17 protein-coding genes are annotated in these 17,283 nt (G+C 69.7%); 11 read left to right on the top strand and 6 right to left on the bottom strand.

The genetic code is table 11. The features are described from left to right. Positions 1-38 precede the first annotated feature (38 nt). Together J2S44_RS34980 and J2S44_RS34975 are read left to right on the top strand one after the other, a co-directional pair. Entirely contained in the window at positions 39-1,298 is a 1,260-nt protein-coding gene (locus tag J2S44_RS34980) for a Gfo/Idh/MocA family oxidoreductase (RefSeq protein WP_310423009.1), read from the top strand. Positions 1,299-1,728: 430 nt separating this feature from the next. Next, positions 1,729-2,544: a hypothetical protein gene (locus J2S44_RS34975; protein ID WP_310423006.1), complete on the top strand. Its 816-nt coding sequence runs from the start codon at positions 1,729-1,731 to the stop codon at positions 2,542-2,544. An 8-nt stretch (positions 2,545-2,552) separates the two neighbouring features. Here J2S44_RS34975 and J2S44_RS34970 read toward each other — a convergent pair whose 3' ends face one another. The 3 genes from J2S44_RS34970 to J2S44_RS34960 form a co-directional block, all read right to left on the bottom strand. Then, positions 2,553-4,487, bottom strand: coding sequence for an SIR2 family protein (locus J2S44_RS34970; protein WP_310423003.1), 1,935 nt, complete (start codon positions 4,485-4,487; stop codon positions 2,553-2,555). Beyond that, positions 4,484-4,948: an NUDIX domain-containing protein gene (locus tag J2S44_RS34965; RefSeq protein WP_310423000.1), complete on the bottom strand. Its 465-nt coding sequence runs from the start codon at positions 4,946-4,948 to the stop codon at positions 4,484-4,486. Before J2S44_RS34965 ends, J2S44_RS34970 begins: the two co-directional genes overlap by 4 nt. Before the next feature lie 66 nt (positions 4,949-5,014). After that, positions 5,015-6,106 carry a substrate-binding domain-containing protein gene (locus tag J2S44_RS34960; protein WP_310422997.1) on the bottom strand — a complete coding sequence of 364 codons (1,092 nt, stop codon included), beginning with the start codon at positions 6,104-6,106 and terminating at the stop codon, positions 5,015-5,017. A gap of 146 nt (positions 6,107-6,252) precedes the next feature. Here J2S44_RS34960 and J2S44_RS34955 point away from each other — a divergent pair, with 146 nt between their 5' ends. The 5 genes from J2S44_RS34955 to J2S44_RS34935 all read left to right on the top strand — a co-directional run bounded on the left by J2S44_RS34955 (position 6,253) and on the right by J2S44_RS34935 (position 11,025). Continuing rightward, positions 6,253-7,260 (top strand): hydroxyacid dehydrogenase, encoded by a 1,008-nt coding sequence (locus J2S44_RS34955; protein WP_310422994.1) that lies wholly within the window; start codon positions 6,253-6,255, stop codon positions 7,258-7,260. Between the two features lie 28 nt (positions 7,261-7,288). Continuing rightward, positions 7,289-8,554, top strand: coding sequence for an ABC transporter substrate-binding protein (locus J2S44_RS34950; RefSeq protein WP_310422991.1), 1,266 nt, complete (start codon positions 7,289-7,291; stop codon positions 8,552-8,554). A gap of 73 nt (positions 8,555-8,627) precedes the next feature. Further along, the gene (locus J2S44_RS34945; RefSeq protein ID WP_310430076.1) at positions 8,628-9,518 is read left to right on the top strand and encodes a carbohydrate ABC transporter permease; all 891 of its coding nucleotides are present in this window, start codon (positions 8,628-8,630) and stop codon (positions 9,516-9,518) included. Beyond that, on the top strand, positions 9,515-10,390 hold the full coding sequence (locus tag J2S44_RS34940; protein ID WP_310422988.1) for a carbohydrate ABC transporter permease: 876 nt from the start codon (positions 9,515-9,517) through the stop codon (positions 10,388-10,390). The genes J2S44_RS34945 and J2S44_RS34940 overlap by 4 nt, the downstream gene beginning before the upstream one ends. After that, the gene (locus J2S44_RS34935; RefSeq protein WP_310422985.1) at positions 10,387-11,025 is read left to right on the top strand and encodes a hypothetical protein; all 639 of its coding nucleotides are present in this window, start codon (positions 10,387-10,389) and stop codon (positions 11,023-11,025) included. The genes J2S44_RS34940 and J2S44_RS34935 overlap by 4 nt, the downstream gene beginning before the upstream one ends. Before the next feature lie 65 nt (positions 11,026-11,090). On the opposite strand, the gene J2S44_RS34930 is transcribed toward J2S44_RS34935, so the two are convergent. Next, positions 11,091-11,471 carry a hypothetical protein gene (locus tag J2S44_RS34930; protein WP_310422982.1) on the bottom strand — a complete coding sequence of 127 codons (381 nt, stop codon included), beginning with the start codon at positions 11,469-11,471 and terminating at the stop codon, positions 11,091-11,093. A gap of 131 nt (positions 11,472-11,602) precedes the next feature. On the opposite strand from J2S44_RS34930, the gene J2S44_RS34925 reads away from it, so the two are divergent. The 4 genes from J2S44_RS34925 (at position 11,603) to J2S44_RS34910 (ending at position 14,771) form a co-directional block, all read left to right on the top strand. Continuing rightward, on the top strand, positions 11,603-12,415 hold the full coding sequence (locus J2S44_RS34925; protein WP_310422979.1) for an AfsR/SARP family transcriptional regulator: 813 nt from the start codon (positions 11,603-11,605) through the stop codon (positions 12,413-12,415). 149 nt (positions 12,416-12,564) lie between these two features. Next, positions 12,565-13,608 carry an NAD-dependent epimerase/dehydratase family protein gene (locus J2S44_RS34920; RefSeq protein WP_310422977.1) on the top strand — a complete coding sequence of 348 codons (1,044 nt, stop codon included), beginning with the start codon at positions 12,565-12,567 and terminating at the stop codon, positions 13,606-13,608. A 54-nt stretch (positions 13,609-13,662) separates the two neighbouring features. After that, the gene (locus J2S44_RS34915) at positions 13,663-14,022 is read left to right on the top strand and encodes a VOC family protein (RefSeq protein WP_310422975.1); all 360 of its coding nucleotides are present in this window, start codon (positions 13,663-13,665) and stop codon (positions 14,020-14,022) included. Between the two features lie 35 nt (positions 14,023-14,057). After that, positions 14,058-14,771, top strand: a complete 714-nt coding sequence (locus J2S44_RS34910) for a hypothetical protein (RefSeq protein WP_310422972.1) — start codon at positions 14,058-14,060, stop codon at positions 14,769-14,771. A gap of 157 nt (positions 14,772-14,928) precedes the next feature. Here J2S44_RS34910 and mptB read toward each other — a convergent pair whose 3' ends face one another. Both mptB and J2S44_RS34900 read right to left on the bottom strand, forming a co-directional pair. Then, positions 14,929-16,599: a polyprenol phosphomannose-dependent alpha 1,6 mannosyltransferase MptB gene (gene mptB, locus J2S44_RS34905; RefSeq protein WP_310422969.1), complete on the bottom strand. Its 1,671-nt coding sequence runs from the start codon at positions 16,597-16,599 to the stop codon at positions 14,929-14,931. A gap of 173 nt (positions 16,600-16,772) precedes the next feature. After that, positions 16,773-17,264 (bottom strand): MarR family winged helix-turn-helix transcriptional regulator, encoded by a 492-nt coding sequence (locus tag J2S44_RS34900; RefSeq protein ID WP_310422966.1) that lies wholly within the window; start codon positions 17,262-17,264, stop codon positions 16,773-16,775. Positions 17,265-17,283: the final 19 nt, after the last annotated feature.

Raw genomic sequence — 17,283 nt, 5'->3', positions numbered from 1 at the left:
ACCCTTTACTTCAGAAAAAAGGGACAGGAGTTACGAAAATGACTCGTCGTCCAATAATCCTGTTCGGCTTCGGTCCGTACGCCAGGACGTTCTACTATCCGCTACTTGAACGCCACCATATCAGCGGATCGGTTTATATATCAGCGATCGTGGATATTGAATCCAAGCGGAAGGAGGTGTACGATTACTTGTCCACGCGCACAGTCCAGCCGAGCACAGTTCTTCTACTCGACGACAAGGAAGCGCACCAAAAGCATGTGACGACGGAACAGCTGGACAGGACACTACTGTCCGACGGCCAGCGCCCTTGGGGATGCATCGTGGCAACTGAACCGATGCACCATCTCCAGTACGCGGAATGGGCACTGATGCGGGGGATCAACGTTCTGCTGGAGAAGCCACCGACCGCTCGCGACCTGAGAGCAGGGAGTTCGTCAACAGCCCTGCGCCTAATAGATGACTACAACCACCTGGCGGAACGGTCCACCTCCACGGGTAGCCACGTGGTCATACAGACGCAGCGACGGGCGCACCCGGGATACACCGCCATCAGGTCGGCGCTAGAGGACGTCATAAGAAAGTTCGGCGTGCCGATCACCTACATCGACATATATCACGCAGATGGAACCTGGAACATGCCATGGGAGTTCGCCCTCCGGGAAGGCCACCCTTACCGGTACGGATATGGAAAACTACTGCACTCCGGATATCACTTCGTGGATCTGCTGTGCTGGCTAAGCGAGACGAATTTCCACGCCGATCGCCCACCGACCCATCTTTCCTTCGAGTCGGCAAGTTCCGGCCCTTTGGACCTTACTGATCAACTGACAGATTCCTCTTATCGTCGCGCATTCGGCAAAGAAGAATGGAATCGATTCGCGGATTTCGATCGCCCTTCCACCCTCCCCAGGCAGCAGTGGGGAGAAACTGACGCCATTATCACAGGACAATTCCTTCGGCGATCCTCGGTGATCACTTCAACAGTACTGTCCCTACTCCAGACATCGTTCTCGCGACGCGCCTGGCTCAACCTTCCCACGGACACATACAAGAGCAACGGCCGAGCGCGCCACGAACGGCTCACAGTCCAGGTCGGCCCGCTGATGAGTATTCAAGCGCACTCTTATCAAAGTGGTTCCGACGACAGGACGGAAAACTCGTTTGACGTCTCCATCTATCGCAACAGCGATCTGATCGGCGGCCAGACAGTCGCACAGTTTTCGTTCCCCGGAACGCCGGTAGCGCGTCGGACAGCCTTGGCAACCAAGCCAGGAAGGACCTATTCGAAGACTTTTTGAAATCAGATGCATCGCGAAGCGGAATCGAACTACATCGAAACTCGGTGCGCGCCCTGGCCGCCATCCTACTGAGCTTGGCACAATCAAGAGGTGACCGCCCCAGCAAATCGGTCATGACGCTCAGCGACAACAAGAAGCCGTGGATTCACGGCTTCCAAGAAATGCCGTGATAATATTTACCATTCCATTCCGGAAGCGTTCTATGTGCTAGATTCTGCCCATGCCATATTCGCCTGAGGAAAATCTTCGAGCCACATTGAGCGCCACACTGAAGCGCCTCTCACAAACAAGCCAGATCAGCCTTCTCCTTGGCTCAGCCATCTTGTCAATATGCCTTCTCTGGTGGGGATCAACTCTTCCCCACAGCCTTCTTAGCAGCAGCATAAACGCTGTCGCGACGGGTCTTCTGGTATCTGCCTCATTCGGCATCATGCAGTCATTTTTTGTCGAGAAGCTCACTCGCGAAAGCCTCGGGCAGTCGGTTGTCAATGAGATGCGTAGTGCCATACGGCTACACCATAGGCGCTACTTCCCCACCGACGAGTTCGAGCCGTCCGATCGCCCGAATCAGGCATTCAACGAGCAGATGACGGACGATCTGCACAGCTCGAAGGAGTACTGGTACAACGGCCTGCATGCGAAGTTCTGCGCAATGCGACTGCTGGCCAGCCGAAACCGACAGGTTCAGGCTCACTTCGTCTTGCCAGACCCTAGGGTTCCGTACGCGCTGGACGCCCGTCTCAGATATCGCCTGGCTCAGCAAAGCGTCGGCGCGAGAAGTCCTGACGAACTGCGGCAACACATGCGCCGATCACTGCTGTCCGGGCTTGTTGGGCTCTTCGAGGCGCGCCACAGCTGCGACTCCATTGAGATACTGTTCATTCAGGAGCCCGCACTCGACAGGTTCGAGTTATTCGACGCCTCTGTTTGGGTATCGCTTTTCAGCGACATGGATCGAGGCACCGTGTTCCCTCGCACGGTGCGTTTCCCGCGCGATTCTATAATCTATAGAATGCAACAGTCGGAGCTGTCCAGGATTCGCCGATCTCCCTCTACCCGGCGATTTGAGATCACCGTTTCGACGTCTCGTGACGACGTCGTCGGACTTTTCGAGGCGATGACCGGTGACACTCTGGATGATGTCCTGTTCCACGAACTCTCGGAAGAGTTCGAGAGGTCACGTGCCCGCTTCCTCGGTTCCGTCGGCGCCTCCGCCCTGGACGGGACTCGTGGATCTCCGCGGTAGGTATCGATTCACGGGCCCAGCAGCAGGTGCCTCACCTGGGCGGCAGCATGTTCGTCGGCCTCACCCTGCAGCCTGCCGACAACGCCGGCGGGATCGGCAAGAGGTGGCTCGATCAGGCCATGCCGACGCACCATCAGCAGGATCTTCAGCTGGAGAGAGGGTACGTCCGCGCGTGTCGCCAGCAGATAGCCTCGATGGAGGTCACGTTCGGCGGCGGCGCGGACGGCCTCTCGGTCCGCGTCGGACGCCTCGGTCATCTGCTTTAGGTGGCGAGCCGCGTTGTCTCGGGCAAGAAGGGCACCCGCCACCGCGTCACCGATGAACGACGCGGCGATGGCGGCCTCTTCCGCCTCCGTCACCGGTTGCCCCCGGGACCGGTACTTCTTGGTGTTGAGGACACCGCGTATGTAACCGACGGATGAGGCGGCGGCGCCGATCAACCGCCACATCGTGTCCGACGCACGCCCGGTGCCTCGAGGCAGGCGCCCGAGGATGACGGCTACCATCCCGCCCAACCGGATCAGCTGTTCAGCGTAGTCGGCGCAGAAGTCGAGCGCGTCGTAATGCCGCCTGTTCTCCGCGCGCCGGGCGACGAGAGCGGACGCGACCGCGAAGACCGGTGACAGCAGCAGGACGTCGGCGACCAGCCGGGCTGAGGCCAGCACCGCCCGCACAGGTTCCGGTGACGGCGCGGAGATCTCGGGATCCCGAATCGTACCGACGAATCGGCGGACCCGGGCGTAACACACCGCGATCTCGGCACGGCCGACACCGAAGACGTCCCCCGCACGCCAGGCTGCGCGTCCCGCGGCGCGTGCCGCCTGTTCCGCGTCGCGGTGGCGATCCGTCGAACTCGCGGCGAATGATTCGAGCAACAGGCCGCGCACCGTCGTGCTCTCACCGGCGGCGAGGATCTCGTTGACGACGGGGAAGTCGGCGACCGTAGCCACCGCGGTGGCGAGCGCCAGTGAGGCACGACGCGGATTACTGTTCAGAACGGGTGCCAGGCTCGCCACGGTGGCATCGCGCACCCGGCCGACGTACCGGAGTCTGATCTCCTCCGAATGCGTGTCCGACCGCGAGAGAACCGCGTCAAGCGCGGTACGCGCCGCATCCGAGCCAGCCGGGTGTGCCCGCCAGAACCGGCGCGCGAGGTCCTCGAAGCTCGCCGTGACCCGGCGGCAGTTTCGCATTGTGAAGGCGCGGTGTTCCGGAGGGAAGTTCAGGTCCACCCATACGCATTCGGCGGTGGTGGCAAGTTCGGCAAGCACCGGGAAGATGTCGAAATCGCGCCCGCTGTAGCCGACGATCAGCACCCGCTTCGCTCCGAGCCGCAGCTGGTCCCGCAGCGCCCGGGGTGAACTGCGCGCCAGGTCCGCTGCCTGGCTTCGGATCGTGCCGATGTCCGACGCACTGCCGTGCAGTTTCCAGACCGCCACCTCGCCGTCTCTGGTGCGTATCTTCGGGAAACGGTCCCGCCGGTCCGGCAGCGCCACGATCGGTCGTAGTCCTTGGCGCTCCGCCGCGTCCTCGATGAAGCAGTCGAAGTTCGTCGTCAGCACCGGGAGGGCATGCCGTTGCGCGATGTGGACCAACAGGTGGTGTCCGGCGTTCGGCAGTGGCCCCGGTTCTCCGGGCACGTCACTCCACGCATACGAGGACCAGAGCCGGAGGTGGTCGGCCGTGCCCGCGACGGAGGCGATCGCGCCGTAACACGACTCGGGCAGGAGATCACCACGCACCCGCTCCATCCCGGGAGAGTGATCGAAATCCGGCCATCCCGCCACTTCGGCCAGCAACCTGGTGGTGGCGCCGAGCGGCACGGCGATGCCCGGGGCGCAGGCCGGAGCCGGGATGGAGGCACCCGCACCGCAGAACGGCAGGCAAGATCGGTCCGCTGCCAGCCAGTCCACCGCTTCGTCGAGGGACATCTCCTCGTTCACGCGCACGTCCGACGGCCCTTGTCCAGGTCGAAGGTGTCACCGGAACGACGCGCCGCTACGGCGTTGACCAGGCGAGACGCGAAGTCTCCGGGAACGAACCGATCGAGTGTCTCCGGCGCGGCGAAGTGAAACCCGGAGATTTCGACGCCGTCCGGAGCGAGGGAGTCCCGCTCGTCGGGCGACAATTCACCACCGTCGAAGATGAACAGCAGGATGTCATCGCCGGTCGGATAAACCTGGCTGTCGACTACCAGAAGCCGTCCGACTGTACGGTGCAGCGACAGTTCCTCGCGGATCTCCCGCTCGCAAGCGGCCCGGGGCGTCTCGCCGGGCTCCACCATGCCACCGGGAATGTCGTGCTGCTGCTTGTAGGTGGGAATCACGAGCAGAACGCGGCCCGCATCGTCTTGGAAGAGCGCCCCAGCCGCTGCGTACGGCCGCGCACCGGTCACCTGCGTCATCCGCATCCCCGTCCATGATTCGCGTCGATACGCAAGCAGCGTAGCGATCGGCGGACGCCGACGCTGCTATCGCACCACGCGCGGCAGGGACGAGCTGCGGATCACCAGTTCCGGGGTGACCAGGACCTGCTGGGACGGGCGGCGCTCGCCCTCCAGGAGCCGGGACACCATCAGTTCGACCGCGACCCGGCCCACGTGGTTCTTCGGTGGGCGGACCGCGGTCAGCGCGGGCTCGGCCAGGTGGGCCACCTCGTCGTCGTACGAGACGATGGCCAGGTCGCCGGGGATGGACATGCCCTGTTCCGCGCAGAACTGGGCGACCGACATCGCGTCCGGGTCGCTGTGCACGATCAGCGCGCGCGTGCCGGTGCGGCGGCAGGCCGCGAGGATGGCGGCGATCTTCTCGCGGTGGCCGGGCGCGTCCAGCGCCACCGACTCGCGGATCAGCAGCTCGTCCGGGAGCCCGAGGTCGGCGCAGACCGCGCGCCAGCCGCGTTCCAGGTGTGCGGAGGTGGGGCTGCCCTTGGAGAGCACCAGGCCGATCCGCCGGTGCCCGTGCTCCCACAGGTGGCGCACGGCCAGCTCGACGCCGAGCGCGTGGTCGCTGCGGACCCATTCCAGTTGCCGGGGCGTCGGGGTCCAGCGGGACGGCTGACGTTCGACCAGGATCGTCGGGACCGGTAGCCGGCCGATCCATTCGATCATCTCGTCCAGGCGGTCGCCGTCGCCGTCCGGGCTCGGGGCCAGCAGCAGGCCCTGGACCTGTTGCGCCTCGATCAGGCGGGTGATCTGGCGGCGGTCCTCGTCCTGGTCGTAGCTGGAGCCGCGGAGCTGGATGCTGACGCCGAGCACGGCGGCGGCGGTCCGCGCGCCGGCGACGATCGCGGGCCAGTAGAAGTCCAGCGACGGCACCACCATCCCGATGGTGAACCGGGTCGCCGGCGCCCGCCGCGGCCGCTGCGACGGTGGCACGAAGTCGATCGGCAGCGTGGCGCCGCCGTGCACCTTGGTGAGCAGGTTGCGGTCGGCGAGCGCGGCGATGTCGCGGCGGATGGTCAGTTCGGAGACGCCGAAGTCACGGGCCAGGTCACGCACCCGGACCGCGCCGTGCCGGCGCAGCTCGCCGAGCAGGCGTTCCTGGCGCTGCAGGTTGAACATGCGATCCGGCTGCACGGCGCCCCCAGGTGCGGTGTTCGAGTCTGAACGTTTGTGTCCGGCAGGTTACGAGGTCTGGCCTCCATGTTCGCCTGCCGTTATTCATGTAACCCAGCTCACCTTTTACCGAATCTGAGCGGGAGGCACCAGTGTCAAAGCCGCGGGCGCTGCTCGTCATGGACGAGAGCTCGTTCCGGGCGCACTTCGACCGGGAGCGCCTCGACCGGCTGGCCGGCATGGTGGCACTGGGCGACCCGGTCTGGGTGGACGAGCTCGACTCGCCCGGCGCCCAGGAACGACTGAGGAACGCGGACGTGCTGCTCACGTCGTGGGGGGCGCCGCAGCTGACCGGCGAGCGGCTGGCCGGGGCGGCACGGCTCAAGGCGATCATCCACTGCGCCGGTACGGTCCGCCCGCTGGTCAGCGACGAGGTCTGGCGCCGGGGTCTGCGGGTCAGCAACGCGGCCGACATCAACGCGATCCCGGTCGCCGAGTTCACCCTCGCGGCGATCATCCTGGCCGGCAAGAAGGCGCCGTTCCTGGCCGCGGACCCGGCGAACCAGACCGCGTGGGGGCACCGGGACGGCTACGGCGACCTGTCCAACTTCCGCCGGACGATCGGCGTGGTCGGCTTCTCCCGGATCGGGCGCCGCGTGGTTCGGCTGCTCGGCCTGCTCGACCACGCGCAGTGCCTGGTGGCGGACCCGTTCGCCGACCCGGCCGAGGTGCGGCGCGCCGGTGGCGTACCCGCGGATCTGGAATCGCTGTTGCGCACCAGCGACGTGCTGACCCTGCACGCACCGGAGAACGAGCACACCAGAGGCATGATCGGCGCGGCCGAGCTGGCGCTGCTGCCCGACCACGCCACCGTCATCAACACCGCGCGCGGGAGCCTGATCGACCCGCGGGCCCTGGAGCGCGAGTGCCGGTCCGGGCGGCTCTTCGCGATCCTCGACGTCACCGACCCGGAGCCGCTCCCCCGGGACCATCCGCTCCGGTCCGTGCCCAACGTCATGATCACGCCGCACATCGCGGGGTCGCTCGGCACGGAGATCCTGCGGCTCAGCGACTTCGCGCTGGACGAGCTGGGCCGCTGGGTCGCGGCCGAACCGCTGCACGCGGAAGTCACCGCAGACCTGCTCACGACGCACGCGTAAGAAATAACCGACAAAGGAGTCATTTTTCATGAAGAGGCACCTCATGAAAAACCTGGCGGTCGCGACCGCGCTGGTCCTGGTCACCTCCGCCTGTGGCGGCGGCGGTGACGAGCCGGCCAAGACCGCGGACGGCAAGGACGTCCTGACCGTCGCGGTCTGGGCGTACGACCAGACGCCGGAGTTCAAGGCGCTGTTCGACGCGTTCGAGGCGGAGAACCCGACGATCGACATCCAGCCGGTCGACCTGCTGGCCGGCGACGACTACGCCGAGAAGGTCACCACCATGCTGGCCGGTGGCGACAAGACCGACGTGCTGACCATGAAGAACGTGACCGACTACGCCCGGTACGGCACCCGCGGCCAGCTCGCGGACCTGACCGACCTGGTGGACGGCCTGCCCAAGGAGAGCTATCGCGGGCTGGACTCGTACGACCTGGACGGCAAGTACTACGCGTTGCCGTACCGGCAGGACTTCTGGGTCCTCTACTACAACAGGGAGCTGGTCGGCGACGCGGACCTGGCGAACCTGACCTGGGACGAGTACGCGGCGCTGGTCAAGGAGAAGACCACCGGCGACGGCGCGAACAAGGTCTACGGCGCGTACCACCACGTCTGGCGCTCGGTCGTGCAGGCGATCGCGGCGTCACAGAACGGCGGCGACCAGCTGAGCGGTGACTACTCCTGGATGGCCGACCAGTACACGATGACGCAGGACCTGGAGAAGTCCGGCTCGATCATGCCGTGGGCCACCGCGAACAGCCAGAAGGTCAGCTACGACAGCCAGTTCTCCACCGGCAAGGCCGCGTTCGTGCCGATGGGCGCGTGGTACTCGGCCCGCCTGCTCGCGGACAAGGCCGCCGGCAAGCACGACATCGACTGGGGCGTCGCGCCGATGCCGCAGCCGGCCGAGGGTGCGGGCGTCAAGACGTTCGGTTCGCCGACCGCGTTCGCGGTGAACAAGAACGCGGCCAACTCGGCGGGTGCGCGGAAGTTCGTGGAGTTCGCGTCCGGCGAGAAGGGCGCGACCGCGGTCGCCAAGATCGGCATCTACCCGTCGTTCACCGACGACGCGGTGCTGGCCGCGTACGCCGGGGTGGCCGGCATGCCGAACGACGAGACCGCGAAGAAGGCGTTCGCGCCGGACGAGATCATGCTGGAGATGCCGGTCAGCGAGACGTCCTCCGACGTGGACGCGATCCTCAAGGAGCAGCACGAGCTGATCATGGCGGGTGAGAAGACGGTCCCGGACGGCCTGAGGGAGATGGGCGAGCGGGTCAAGAACGAGGTCGGCTGACCGCAGGACACCGTGCGGGGCCGGCCGCGCCACGGCCGGCCCCGCACCGCGGAGGGGAGACCACGTGGCGATCATGACCCGGACGGCCGCGCCGAAGACACGCCGCCGCACCACCCTGATCGGCTGGAGCTTCATCCTGCCGAACTTCCTCGGCTTCGCGGCGCTGACGCTCGTCCCGGTCGTCGCCGCGCTCGCCCTGTCCTTCATGGAGTGGGACTCCTACAGCACGCCGGAGTGGGTCGGGCTGGCCAACTTCACACGGATGTGGAACAACTCCACGTTCTGGGTGGCGCTGTGGAACACCTGCTACTACGCGATCGGGCACATCCCGCTGACGCTGGTCGCGGCGCTCGGCTTCGCGATGCTGCTGAACCGGCCGCTGCGCGGCGTCGGGCTGTTCCGGACCGCGCTGTTCTTCCCGTACGTGACGTCGCTGGTCGCGGTCGCGGTGGTGTGGAACATGCTGTTCAGCCCGGACCTCGGCCCGGTCAACCAGTTCCTGCGCGGCATCGGGGTGGACAACCCGCCCGGCTGGACCACGTCGTCCGACTGGGCCATGCCCGCGGTGATCCTGACCAGCGTGTGGCGGGACATGGGCTACTACATGGTGCTCTACCTGGCCGGCCTGCAGACCATTCCGCAGGAGCTGTACGAGGCCGCGAAGGTGGACGGCGCCGGCCGCTGGGCCCGGTTCCGGCACATCACGCTGCCGTCGCTGCGGCCGACCACGTTCTTCGTGGTGATCATGCTGACCATCTCCAGTTTCAAGGTCTTCGACCTGGTGCAGGTGATGACGGAGGGCGGGCCCGGCCGGTCCACGCTGGTGCTGTCCCAGCTGATCTTCCGGGAGGGCATCACGCAGGGGCGCTTCGGCTACTCGTCCGCGATCTCGATGGTGCTGTTCGTGATCGTCCTGCTGGTCACGCTGATCCAGTTCCGCCTCCAGCAGAGGAGTGAGCGATGACCACGCTGCTCGAGACGCCACCGGCGGTGGTCACCACCCCACCGGCGAAACCCCGCGGCGGTACGGCCGGGAAGATCCTCGGCTATGCGCTGCTGATCGCGTTGTCGCTGCTGGTGATGATCCCGTTCGCCTGGATGGTCTCGTCGTCGCTGAAGCAGAACAACGAGGTGTTCACGGTCCCGATCCAGTGGATCCCGGCCGAGTTCCGCGTCGAGAACTTCGCCGAGATCTGGGACCGGATCCCGCTGTGGACCTACCTCGGCAACTCGATGCTGCTCAGCGTCTCGGTCACGGTGATGCAGGTGCTGACCGGCAGCTTCGCCGCGTACGGCTTCGCGAAGGTCCGGTTCCCCGGCCGGGACGCGCTGTTCCTGGCCTACATCGCCACGATCGCGGTGCCGTGGCAGGCGTACATGGTGCCGCAGTACATCATCATGCAGAAGCTCGGCCTGGTGGACACGCACCTGTCGCTGATCCTGCTGCAGGCGTTCGGCGCGTTCGGCGTGTTCCTGATGCGGCAGTACTACCTGACCATCCCGGACGAGCTGAGCGAGGCCGCGCGGCTGGACGGGCTCTCCGAGTACGGCATCTGGGCACGGGTGATCCTGCCGCTGTCCAAACCCGCGCTCGCGTCGCTGGCGCTGCTCACGTTCGTGAACACCTGGAACGACTACATGGGCCCGTTCATCTACCTGACCAGCAACGACCTGTGGACGGTGCAGATCGGCCTGCGCGCGTTCGTCGGCCTCTACGACGCGGAGTACGCCATGATCATGACGGGCTCGGTGATCTCGGTGGTGCCGATCCTGACGGTGTTCCTGCTGGGCCAGCGCTACTTCGTGCAGGGCATCGCGACCTCGGGGCTGAAATGATGATCAACGTTTCGTACGGCACCTGGGAGACGGTCTGGTCGTTCCTGCACCGGGCGCTGGTGCTGAACCTGGCGCTCGCGGTGGCGAACCTGCCGCTGCTGGCCGCGCTCGCGATCGTCGCGGAGCCCACGGCGTACCCGCTGTTCTTCGCGACCCTGACCCTGAGCGTCGGGCCGTCGGTCGCGGCCGCGTTCGGCTACCTGCACGGAGAGACGTCCTACGTGGCCGCGTACCGCCGGTTCCTCCGGCCGGCACTGCTGCGCGGCGCGCTCACCACCGCGCTGCTCGGCGTGCTCGTCGCGGACGTGGTGGCGCTGCACGACCACCCGGCCGGCGCGTACCTGGTGCCGCTGTTCGTGGTGCTGGCCGTGCTGGTCACGGCCGCGGGCGTGGTCTCGCTGGCGCTGCTGCCGCTGCGGCCGGGCACCCGGCTGTGGCCCGGCCTGCTGACCGCGGCCTACGCGGCGGTGCGGCGGTGGTGGCTGAGCGGCCTGACGCTGCTGGTGCTGGCCGCGGCCGCGGTGGCGGTCAACCAGGCGCCGGTCCTGGGCCTGGCCACGCTGCCGGGCTGCGCGCTGATCCTGGCCTGGGTCAACTCCGCCGCGTCGCTGCGCGAACCGGCCCGGGAGTCCTGACCCACGACGGTACGACGGCGGTGGCGGCCACGCGCGGGATCGTGGCCGCCACCGCCGGTTCGTGACTACCGGGCCTCGTGGAGGCCGGCGAGGCCGGCGGCCGTCCAGTCCTTGCCGCCGAGGGCGCCCCAGCTGATGTCGGCGAGGCCGGGCGCGAGCGTCTGCCCGCCGCCGCGCGACAGCGGGATCAGCGCGTCCCAGTTGGTGCCGGTCAGCACGGCCGGGACCAGGCCGTCCCAGTGCGTGCCGGCCAGCACGGCCGGGACCAGGCCGTCCCAGTGCGTGCCGGCCAGCACGGCCGGGATCACGCCGTCCCAGTGCGTGCCGGCCAGGACCACACCGAGGTCGTGGTACGAACCGGTCAGGAACGTGCCGACGGCGAGCAGGGCGGCCGCCGGTACCAGCACGGCCGCCAGCCCGGCGGTCATCCGAATGTTCCGGGTCATCTCTCCTCCTTCGGTGCACCGGTCGTGGCCGCCCCCGTGGCCGACCGGCCCGGTGCCGAGCGAGTATGCAACCTGAGGGCTGACGAAAGCGTTGTGGCTCGCAGGGGGCACGACCGCATCGGGGGGCGATCATGGTCGCGGGATTCCGGCTGCTCGGGCCGGTGGAGATCGACAACGGAACGCAACCGGTCGCGGTCGGTGAGCCGCGGCGGCGGGCGGTCCTGGCCGCGCTGCTGGTCGACGCGGGCACGGTGGTCGGCCGGAACACGCTGGTCGACCGCGTCTGGGGCGACGACCCACCCGCGAAGGCGGCGGAGACGCTGCGCACCCACCTGACCCGGCTGCGCCGGGTGATCTCGCACGTGGACTGGCCGGAGCCGCCGCGGATCGTGCGGCAGCCCGGCGGCTACCGGCTCGACGTCGACCCGGACCGCGTCGACCTGCACCTGATGCGCCGCCTGGTCCGGCAGGCGCGCGACCGGGACCGGGGCACCGGGGAACGGCTGGCCGGGCTGCGCCGCGCGGTCGCGCTGCCCGGCGGCGAACCGCTCACCGGCGTGCCCGGCGACTGGGCCGTCCGCACCCGCGAGCTGCTGCACCGGGAGTGCCTGGACACGCTGGTGGCGTGGGCCGAGGTGGAGACGCGGACCGGGTCCGCCGCGGACGTGCTCGCCGGGTTGCGCGGCCCGGCCGCCGACCACCCGGACGTGGAGGCGCTGACCTCGGCGCTGGTCCGGGCACTGATCGTGACCGGCCGGCCGGCGGACGCGCTGCGCGAGTGCGACCGGCACCGGCGCCGGCTGGCCGACGAGTTCGGCGTCCGGCCCGGACCGGAGTTGCGCGGCCTGCACGACTCGCTGCTGCGCCCACCGCCGGACGTGCCGGGACCGCGGCGGTCCACGCGCATGCGGGTGCCGGAGGCCCACCGCTGCGGGGCCGCCTGACCGCGGCGGGCGCCGGGGACCGGCGGCGACGCCGCCCGGCCGGGTGCCGCCCGGGGTGGAGCCGCGGAACGTGGGAGTGCGGGCGGATCCGGGCGGCTCCGGCGCCGTACCGCTGGATGGTTTCGGTGTGGCGGGGTAAACGGCTGGTCATGCGGATTCTTGTCACCGGCGCGACCGGGAACGTGGGTACGGCGGTGCTGCGGCGGCTGAGCGCGGAGCCGGACATCGAGATCATCGGGGTGGCGCGGCGGGTGCCGCCGCTCGGCGCGGGCGCGCCCTACGACGGGGTGCGCTGGCACGCGGCCGACCTCGGCGATCCGGCCGTGGTGGAACCGCTGGCCGGATGGCTGGCCGGGGTGGACGCGGTGATCCACCTGGCGTGGCAGATCCAGCCGAGCCACGACCGCGAGCAGCTGCGGCGGACCAACGTCGGCGGGACCCGGCACGTGCTGGACGCGGTGCGCCGCGCGGGCGTGCCGGTGCTCGCGCACGCGTCGTCGGTCGGCGTCTACGGCGAGGGGCCGAAGGACCACGCGGTGGACGAGTCGCATCCGGCGACCGGCATCCCGACGTCGAGCTACAGCCAGGACAAGGTGGCGGCGGAGGCGCTGCTGCGGGCGGCGGACGGGCCGCGGGTGGTGCTGCTGCGACCCGGACTGATCTTCCAGCACGACGCGGGTTCCGGGATCGCACGGCTGTTCCTCGGGCCGCTGCTGCCGGTGTCGCTGCTGCGGTTCCGGCGCGTGCCGCTGATCCCGGACCACCCACGGCTGCGCGTGCAGGCGGTGCACGCGGACGACGTCGCGGACGCGTACCTGCGGGCGATCCGGGCGGACGTGTCCGGCGCGTTCAACATCGTGGCCGATCCGGTGCTGGAACCGGCCGGGCTGGCCCATCACTTCCACGGGCGTACCGTGCCGGTGCCGTTGGCGGTGTTGCGCGGGCTGGCCGCGGCCACCTGGCGGGCGCGGCTGCAGCCGACCGACGCGGGCTGGCTGGACCTGGCCGTGGGCGTGCCGCTGCTGGACGCCGGGCGGGCCGCGACGGAGCTGGGCTGGGCGCCGCGCCACGACGCCTGGGCCGCGCTCGACGAGCTGGTCCAGGGCATGTCACACCACGCGGGTACGAACAGTGCCGCGCTGCGGTCGAGCTCGATCATCGACCTGCTGCCCGGTCACCGGAACCCGGCCTGATCCCGTTCGACAAACCCGTCAACGGCTGTCGGGAATCGGTTCTAGCGTGATGGCATGGCTATCGCACGCAACCCCAGCATCGCGCTCGACTGTCCGGACCCGGCCGCGCTCGCCCGGTTCTACGGCACGATGCTGGACTGGAAGATCGACGACTCCGATCCGGACTGGGCCGAGATCCGCGCGGACTACGGCGCCTGCATCAACTTCCAGCGGGTGGACAACTTCGCGCCGCCGGTCTGGCCCGGTCAGGAGAAGCCGCAGCAGATGCACTTCGACGTGATCGTGGACGACCTCGACACGGCCGAGGCCGCCGTGATCGAGCTGGGCGCGGTGAAGCACGAGCACCAGCCCGGCACCACGTTCCGGGTGTTCCTCGACCCGGCCGGGCACCCGTTCTGCCTCTGCGTGAATTAGGTCTATTTCTCCACCAATCGGGCTACGATGCGCCGGTGGGCGTTGACACGGGGACGGAGTGGCCGGAGGCGGCGGTTCCGCTGGACAGGGCGCGGGTGCTGGACGTCTGGCGGTCACTCCGGGAGACGCTCGCACGGGAGACACCGTTCGCCCGCGCCGGCACCGACGCACTGGACAGGTCGTTCGAGGAGATCCCGGACGACCTGTCCGAGGTGCCGGCGTTCAAGGAGTGGAGCAGCGCCCACCTGCCGCTGCGCTGGGCCATGCTGCGCGTGCTCACCGCGGCCGTCCCGCCCGGCCCGCCGCTGTCACTGACCGGGCCGGTGGTGCTGGACAAGGGCGCGATGCGGGTCTGGCCCGGCGACGTGACCGTGGCCGGCAACCTGGTGCTGCGGCGCAAGGCCCGGGTCGTGGTGCTCGGCACGCTCACCGTGACCGGCGCGCTCGTCGCGGCGACCTACGGTTACACGCTCGCCGGCGCGCGCCGGATCGAGTGCCGGGACGGCGTGAGCGCGGGCGAGGTGCTGGCCACCGAGGCGGTGCACTGCCCCGGCACGTTCCTGCTCACCCAGGAGACGCACACCGCGATGTCGCCGCAGTTCACCGGCGGCACGCTGGTGGACCACCTGTGGCCGGCCCAGTTCACCCGGGTCGACGTGGCGCGGCGGGTGAACGGCGGCGCGGACGCGGTCCGGGAGGCGCTCGGCACGGACGCCGAGGTGTTCGCCACCCGCCTGCTGCGGAGCTGACCCGCCGGCAGCACGTCCGGCCGGGACGCACGCGGGCGGGTGACACCGCGGCAGGCCCACGTGCTCGACACCTGCGGCGCGTCAGCCGCACCGCACGCCAGCCGCACCGCACGCCAGCCGCACCGCACGCCGCACCGCGCGTCAGCCGTGCCGCGCGTCAGCCGTGCCGCGTCCCGGACGCACGGCGGCGGATCGCGACGACCGCGGCCGCGATGACCAGCACCAGGTCCGCGATCGCCCCCGGGGCCTTGGTCTGGGACGGGATGCCGAGGCCGTCCGGGAGGACCAGCAGCGCGGCGAGGGCGGCACCGAGCGCGAGCCGGCGCAGGTGCCGGTCGGTGACCAGCGCGGCGGCGAGCACCGGGACCGGGGTCAGGAAATACCAGGGGTAGGCGACCGGGCCGAGCAGGACCAGCGCGAGCAGCACGTATCCGGCGCGCAGGACGACCGCACGCGGATCGGCGCGGCGCCGCCAGGCGGTCCACAGACAGCTCGTCGCGATCACCGCGAGCGCGACGAGACCCGCGAGGCGGGCGACCGCGAGCGCGGTGTCCTCGTGGGCCTCGAGGCCGAGGGGGCGCAGCAGGTAGCCGGCGGCCATCCCGACGCCGGTCGGGATCGAGGTCCACTGCTTCGGCCCGGTCGACTCGGTGAGCGCGGCGAGCCAGCCCAGCCCGAGCCCGGAGACGAGACTGACCAGGGCGAAGGAGCCGACCAGGCCGGCGACGACCGCGACGGTACGGCGGAGCGCCGTGCGGGCGGCGAGGATCAGCACGAACGGCAGCGCGGCCAACGCGGTGATCTTGATGGCGGCGGCGAGACCGAGCGCCACACCGGCGACGACCGCGACGGCGACGGGCCCGGCCGGCCGGAGCCCAACGGCACCGGCATGAGCGGTGGCACCTGCGGCGCCCACGGAGGTGGCAGCACCGGCGGAACCCGCGGCGCCAGACGGACCAGCAGCACTCGTAAAAACGGCGGCAGCCGCGGAACCGGCGGCCTCAGGGGAACCGGCGGCACCGGAGGAACCGGCGGTCTCAGAGGGACCGATGGCGCCAGCGGAACCGGCGGCCTCAGAGGAACCGAGGGCGCCGGAGGAACCGGCGGTGCCCGGGGCGGTGATGCCCGGGGCGTAGGACGCGGTGCCGGCGGGGAGCGGCGCGCGGCCCGCGCGCAGTCCGAGGGCCAGCGCGGCCACCACCAGACCGGCCAGCAGCGCGTCGTGGTGGGCGCCGCTGGTCGCGTGCACCGCGATCAGCGGTGCGGGCAGCGCCAGCCAGACGGCGCGGCGCGGGTCGAGGCCGAACGACCGGGCGAGCCGGTGCACGCCGAGGGCGGTCAGCGCCAGCCCGGCCACCGCGAGCAGCCGCAGCACGGTCAGCGCGACGAGCCAGGATCCGGAGGCCGCCGCAGCGCCGGAGAGCAGCAGCGCGAACGGGCCGTACGGTGTCGTCGCGTCCTGCCAGAGTGTGGCCACGCCGGGCAGCCACGGGCATTCGGCGGCGCGTGGCGAGACCGCGTAGGGGTCCAGGGACTCGGCGAACACCCAGCCCTGGCAGGCGTAGGAGTAGACGTCCCGGGAGCCGAGCGGCGGCGCGAACAGCACCGGCAGCTGCCACAGCACGCCGGTGAGCAGCAGACCGCGGGACGGTGGGCGGCGGGCGATCAGCAGCCAGGCGGCGATCAGCCCGGCCAGGCCGAGCAGGCAGACGACGAGACCCGCGGTGTACGGGCCGGCCGGTCCGGTGCGGTGACCGGCCGGCAGCGCACCGGCGAACCAGGCCCCGCCGGCCAGCGCCAGCGCGGAGACGAAGCCGAGCACCCGCACCGCTCGCGCGCCGCCGTCCGCGCTCCCGGCGCCCGCCGGTCCCGGGACACCCGGCGGCGGGGGCAGCGGGACACCCGGGCTCGGCGCCCCCGGGACACCCGGAGCCGACGGCCCCGAGACATCCGGCGTGGACGGTGCCGGGACGCCCGGTGTCGGTGGCCGGTCCGGCGGCCTCATGCGCCGAGCCAGCCGGGTGCGTCGACGCGGAGCGCGTCGGACGGGACGACCGTGCGCAGCGCGGACTCGAGGTCAGCGACGCGGTCCGGGCCGAGCCGCGCGGCCCAGGAGGCGCGCAGCGTGTCGAAGATGCGGGCGGACCGGGCCAGGCAGTCCAGGCCGTGCGGGGTCAGCCGGACGATCTTGCGGCGGGCGTCGTGCGGGTCGTCGGCGCGTTCCGCGTACCCGAGGGCGATCAGGCGGTCGACGGTCTTGCCGGCGGCCTGCTTGGAGACGCCCAGGCGGCGGCCGAGCTCGGTGCCGGTGGCGCCGCGCCGGCCGATCGCCTGCATGGCGAAGCCGTGCACCGGGCGCGCGTGCGGGTGCCCCTGCGCGGCCAGCTCCGCGTGCAGCGCGTCGACGAGCGTGCGGAAGCCGCCGAAGAGCAGCAGCGCCAGCTCCCAGCCGTTGACAGGTTCGTCAACCCGGTTTACTTTTTCGTCAACCACGTTGACGAGTCTAGGAGAT

This window comes from Catenuloplanes niger (assembly GCF_031458255.1).
GTDB lineage: Bacteria > Actinomycetota > Actinomycetes > Mycobacteriales > Micromonosporaceae > Catenuloplanes > Catenuloplanes niger.
The sequence above is the reverse complement of the archived record's forward strand: the minus strand, read 5'-3'. Positions and strand labels throughout refer to the sequence as shown.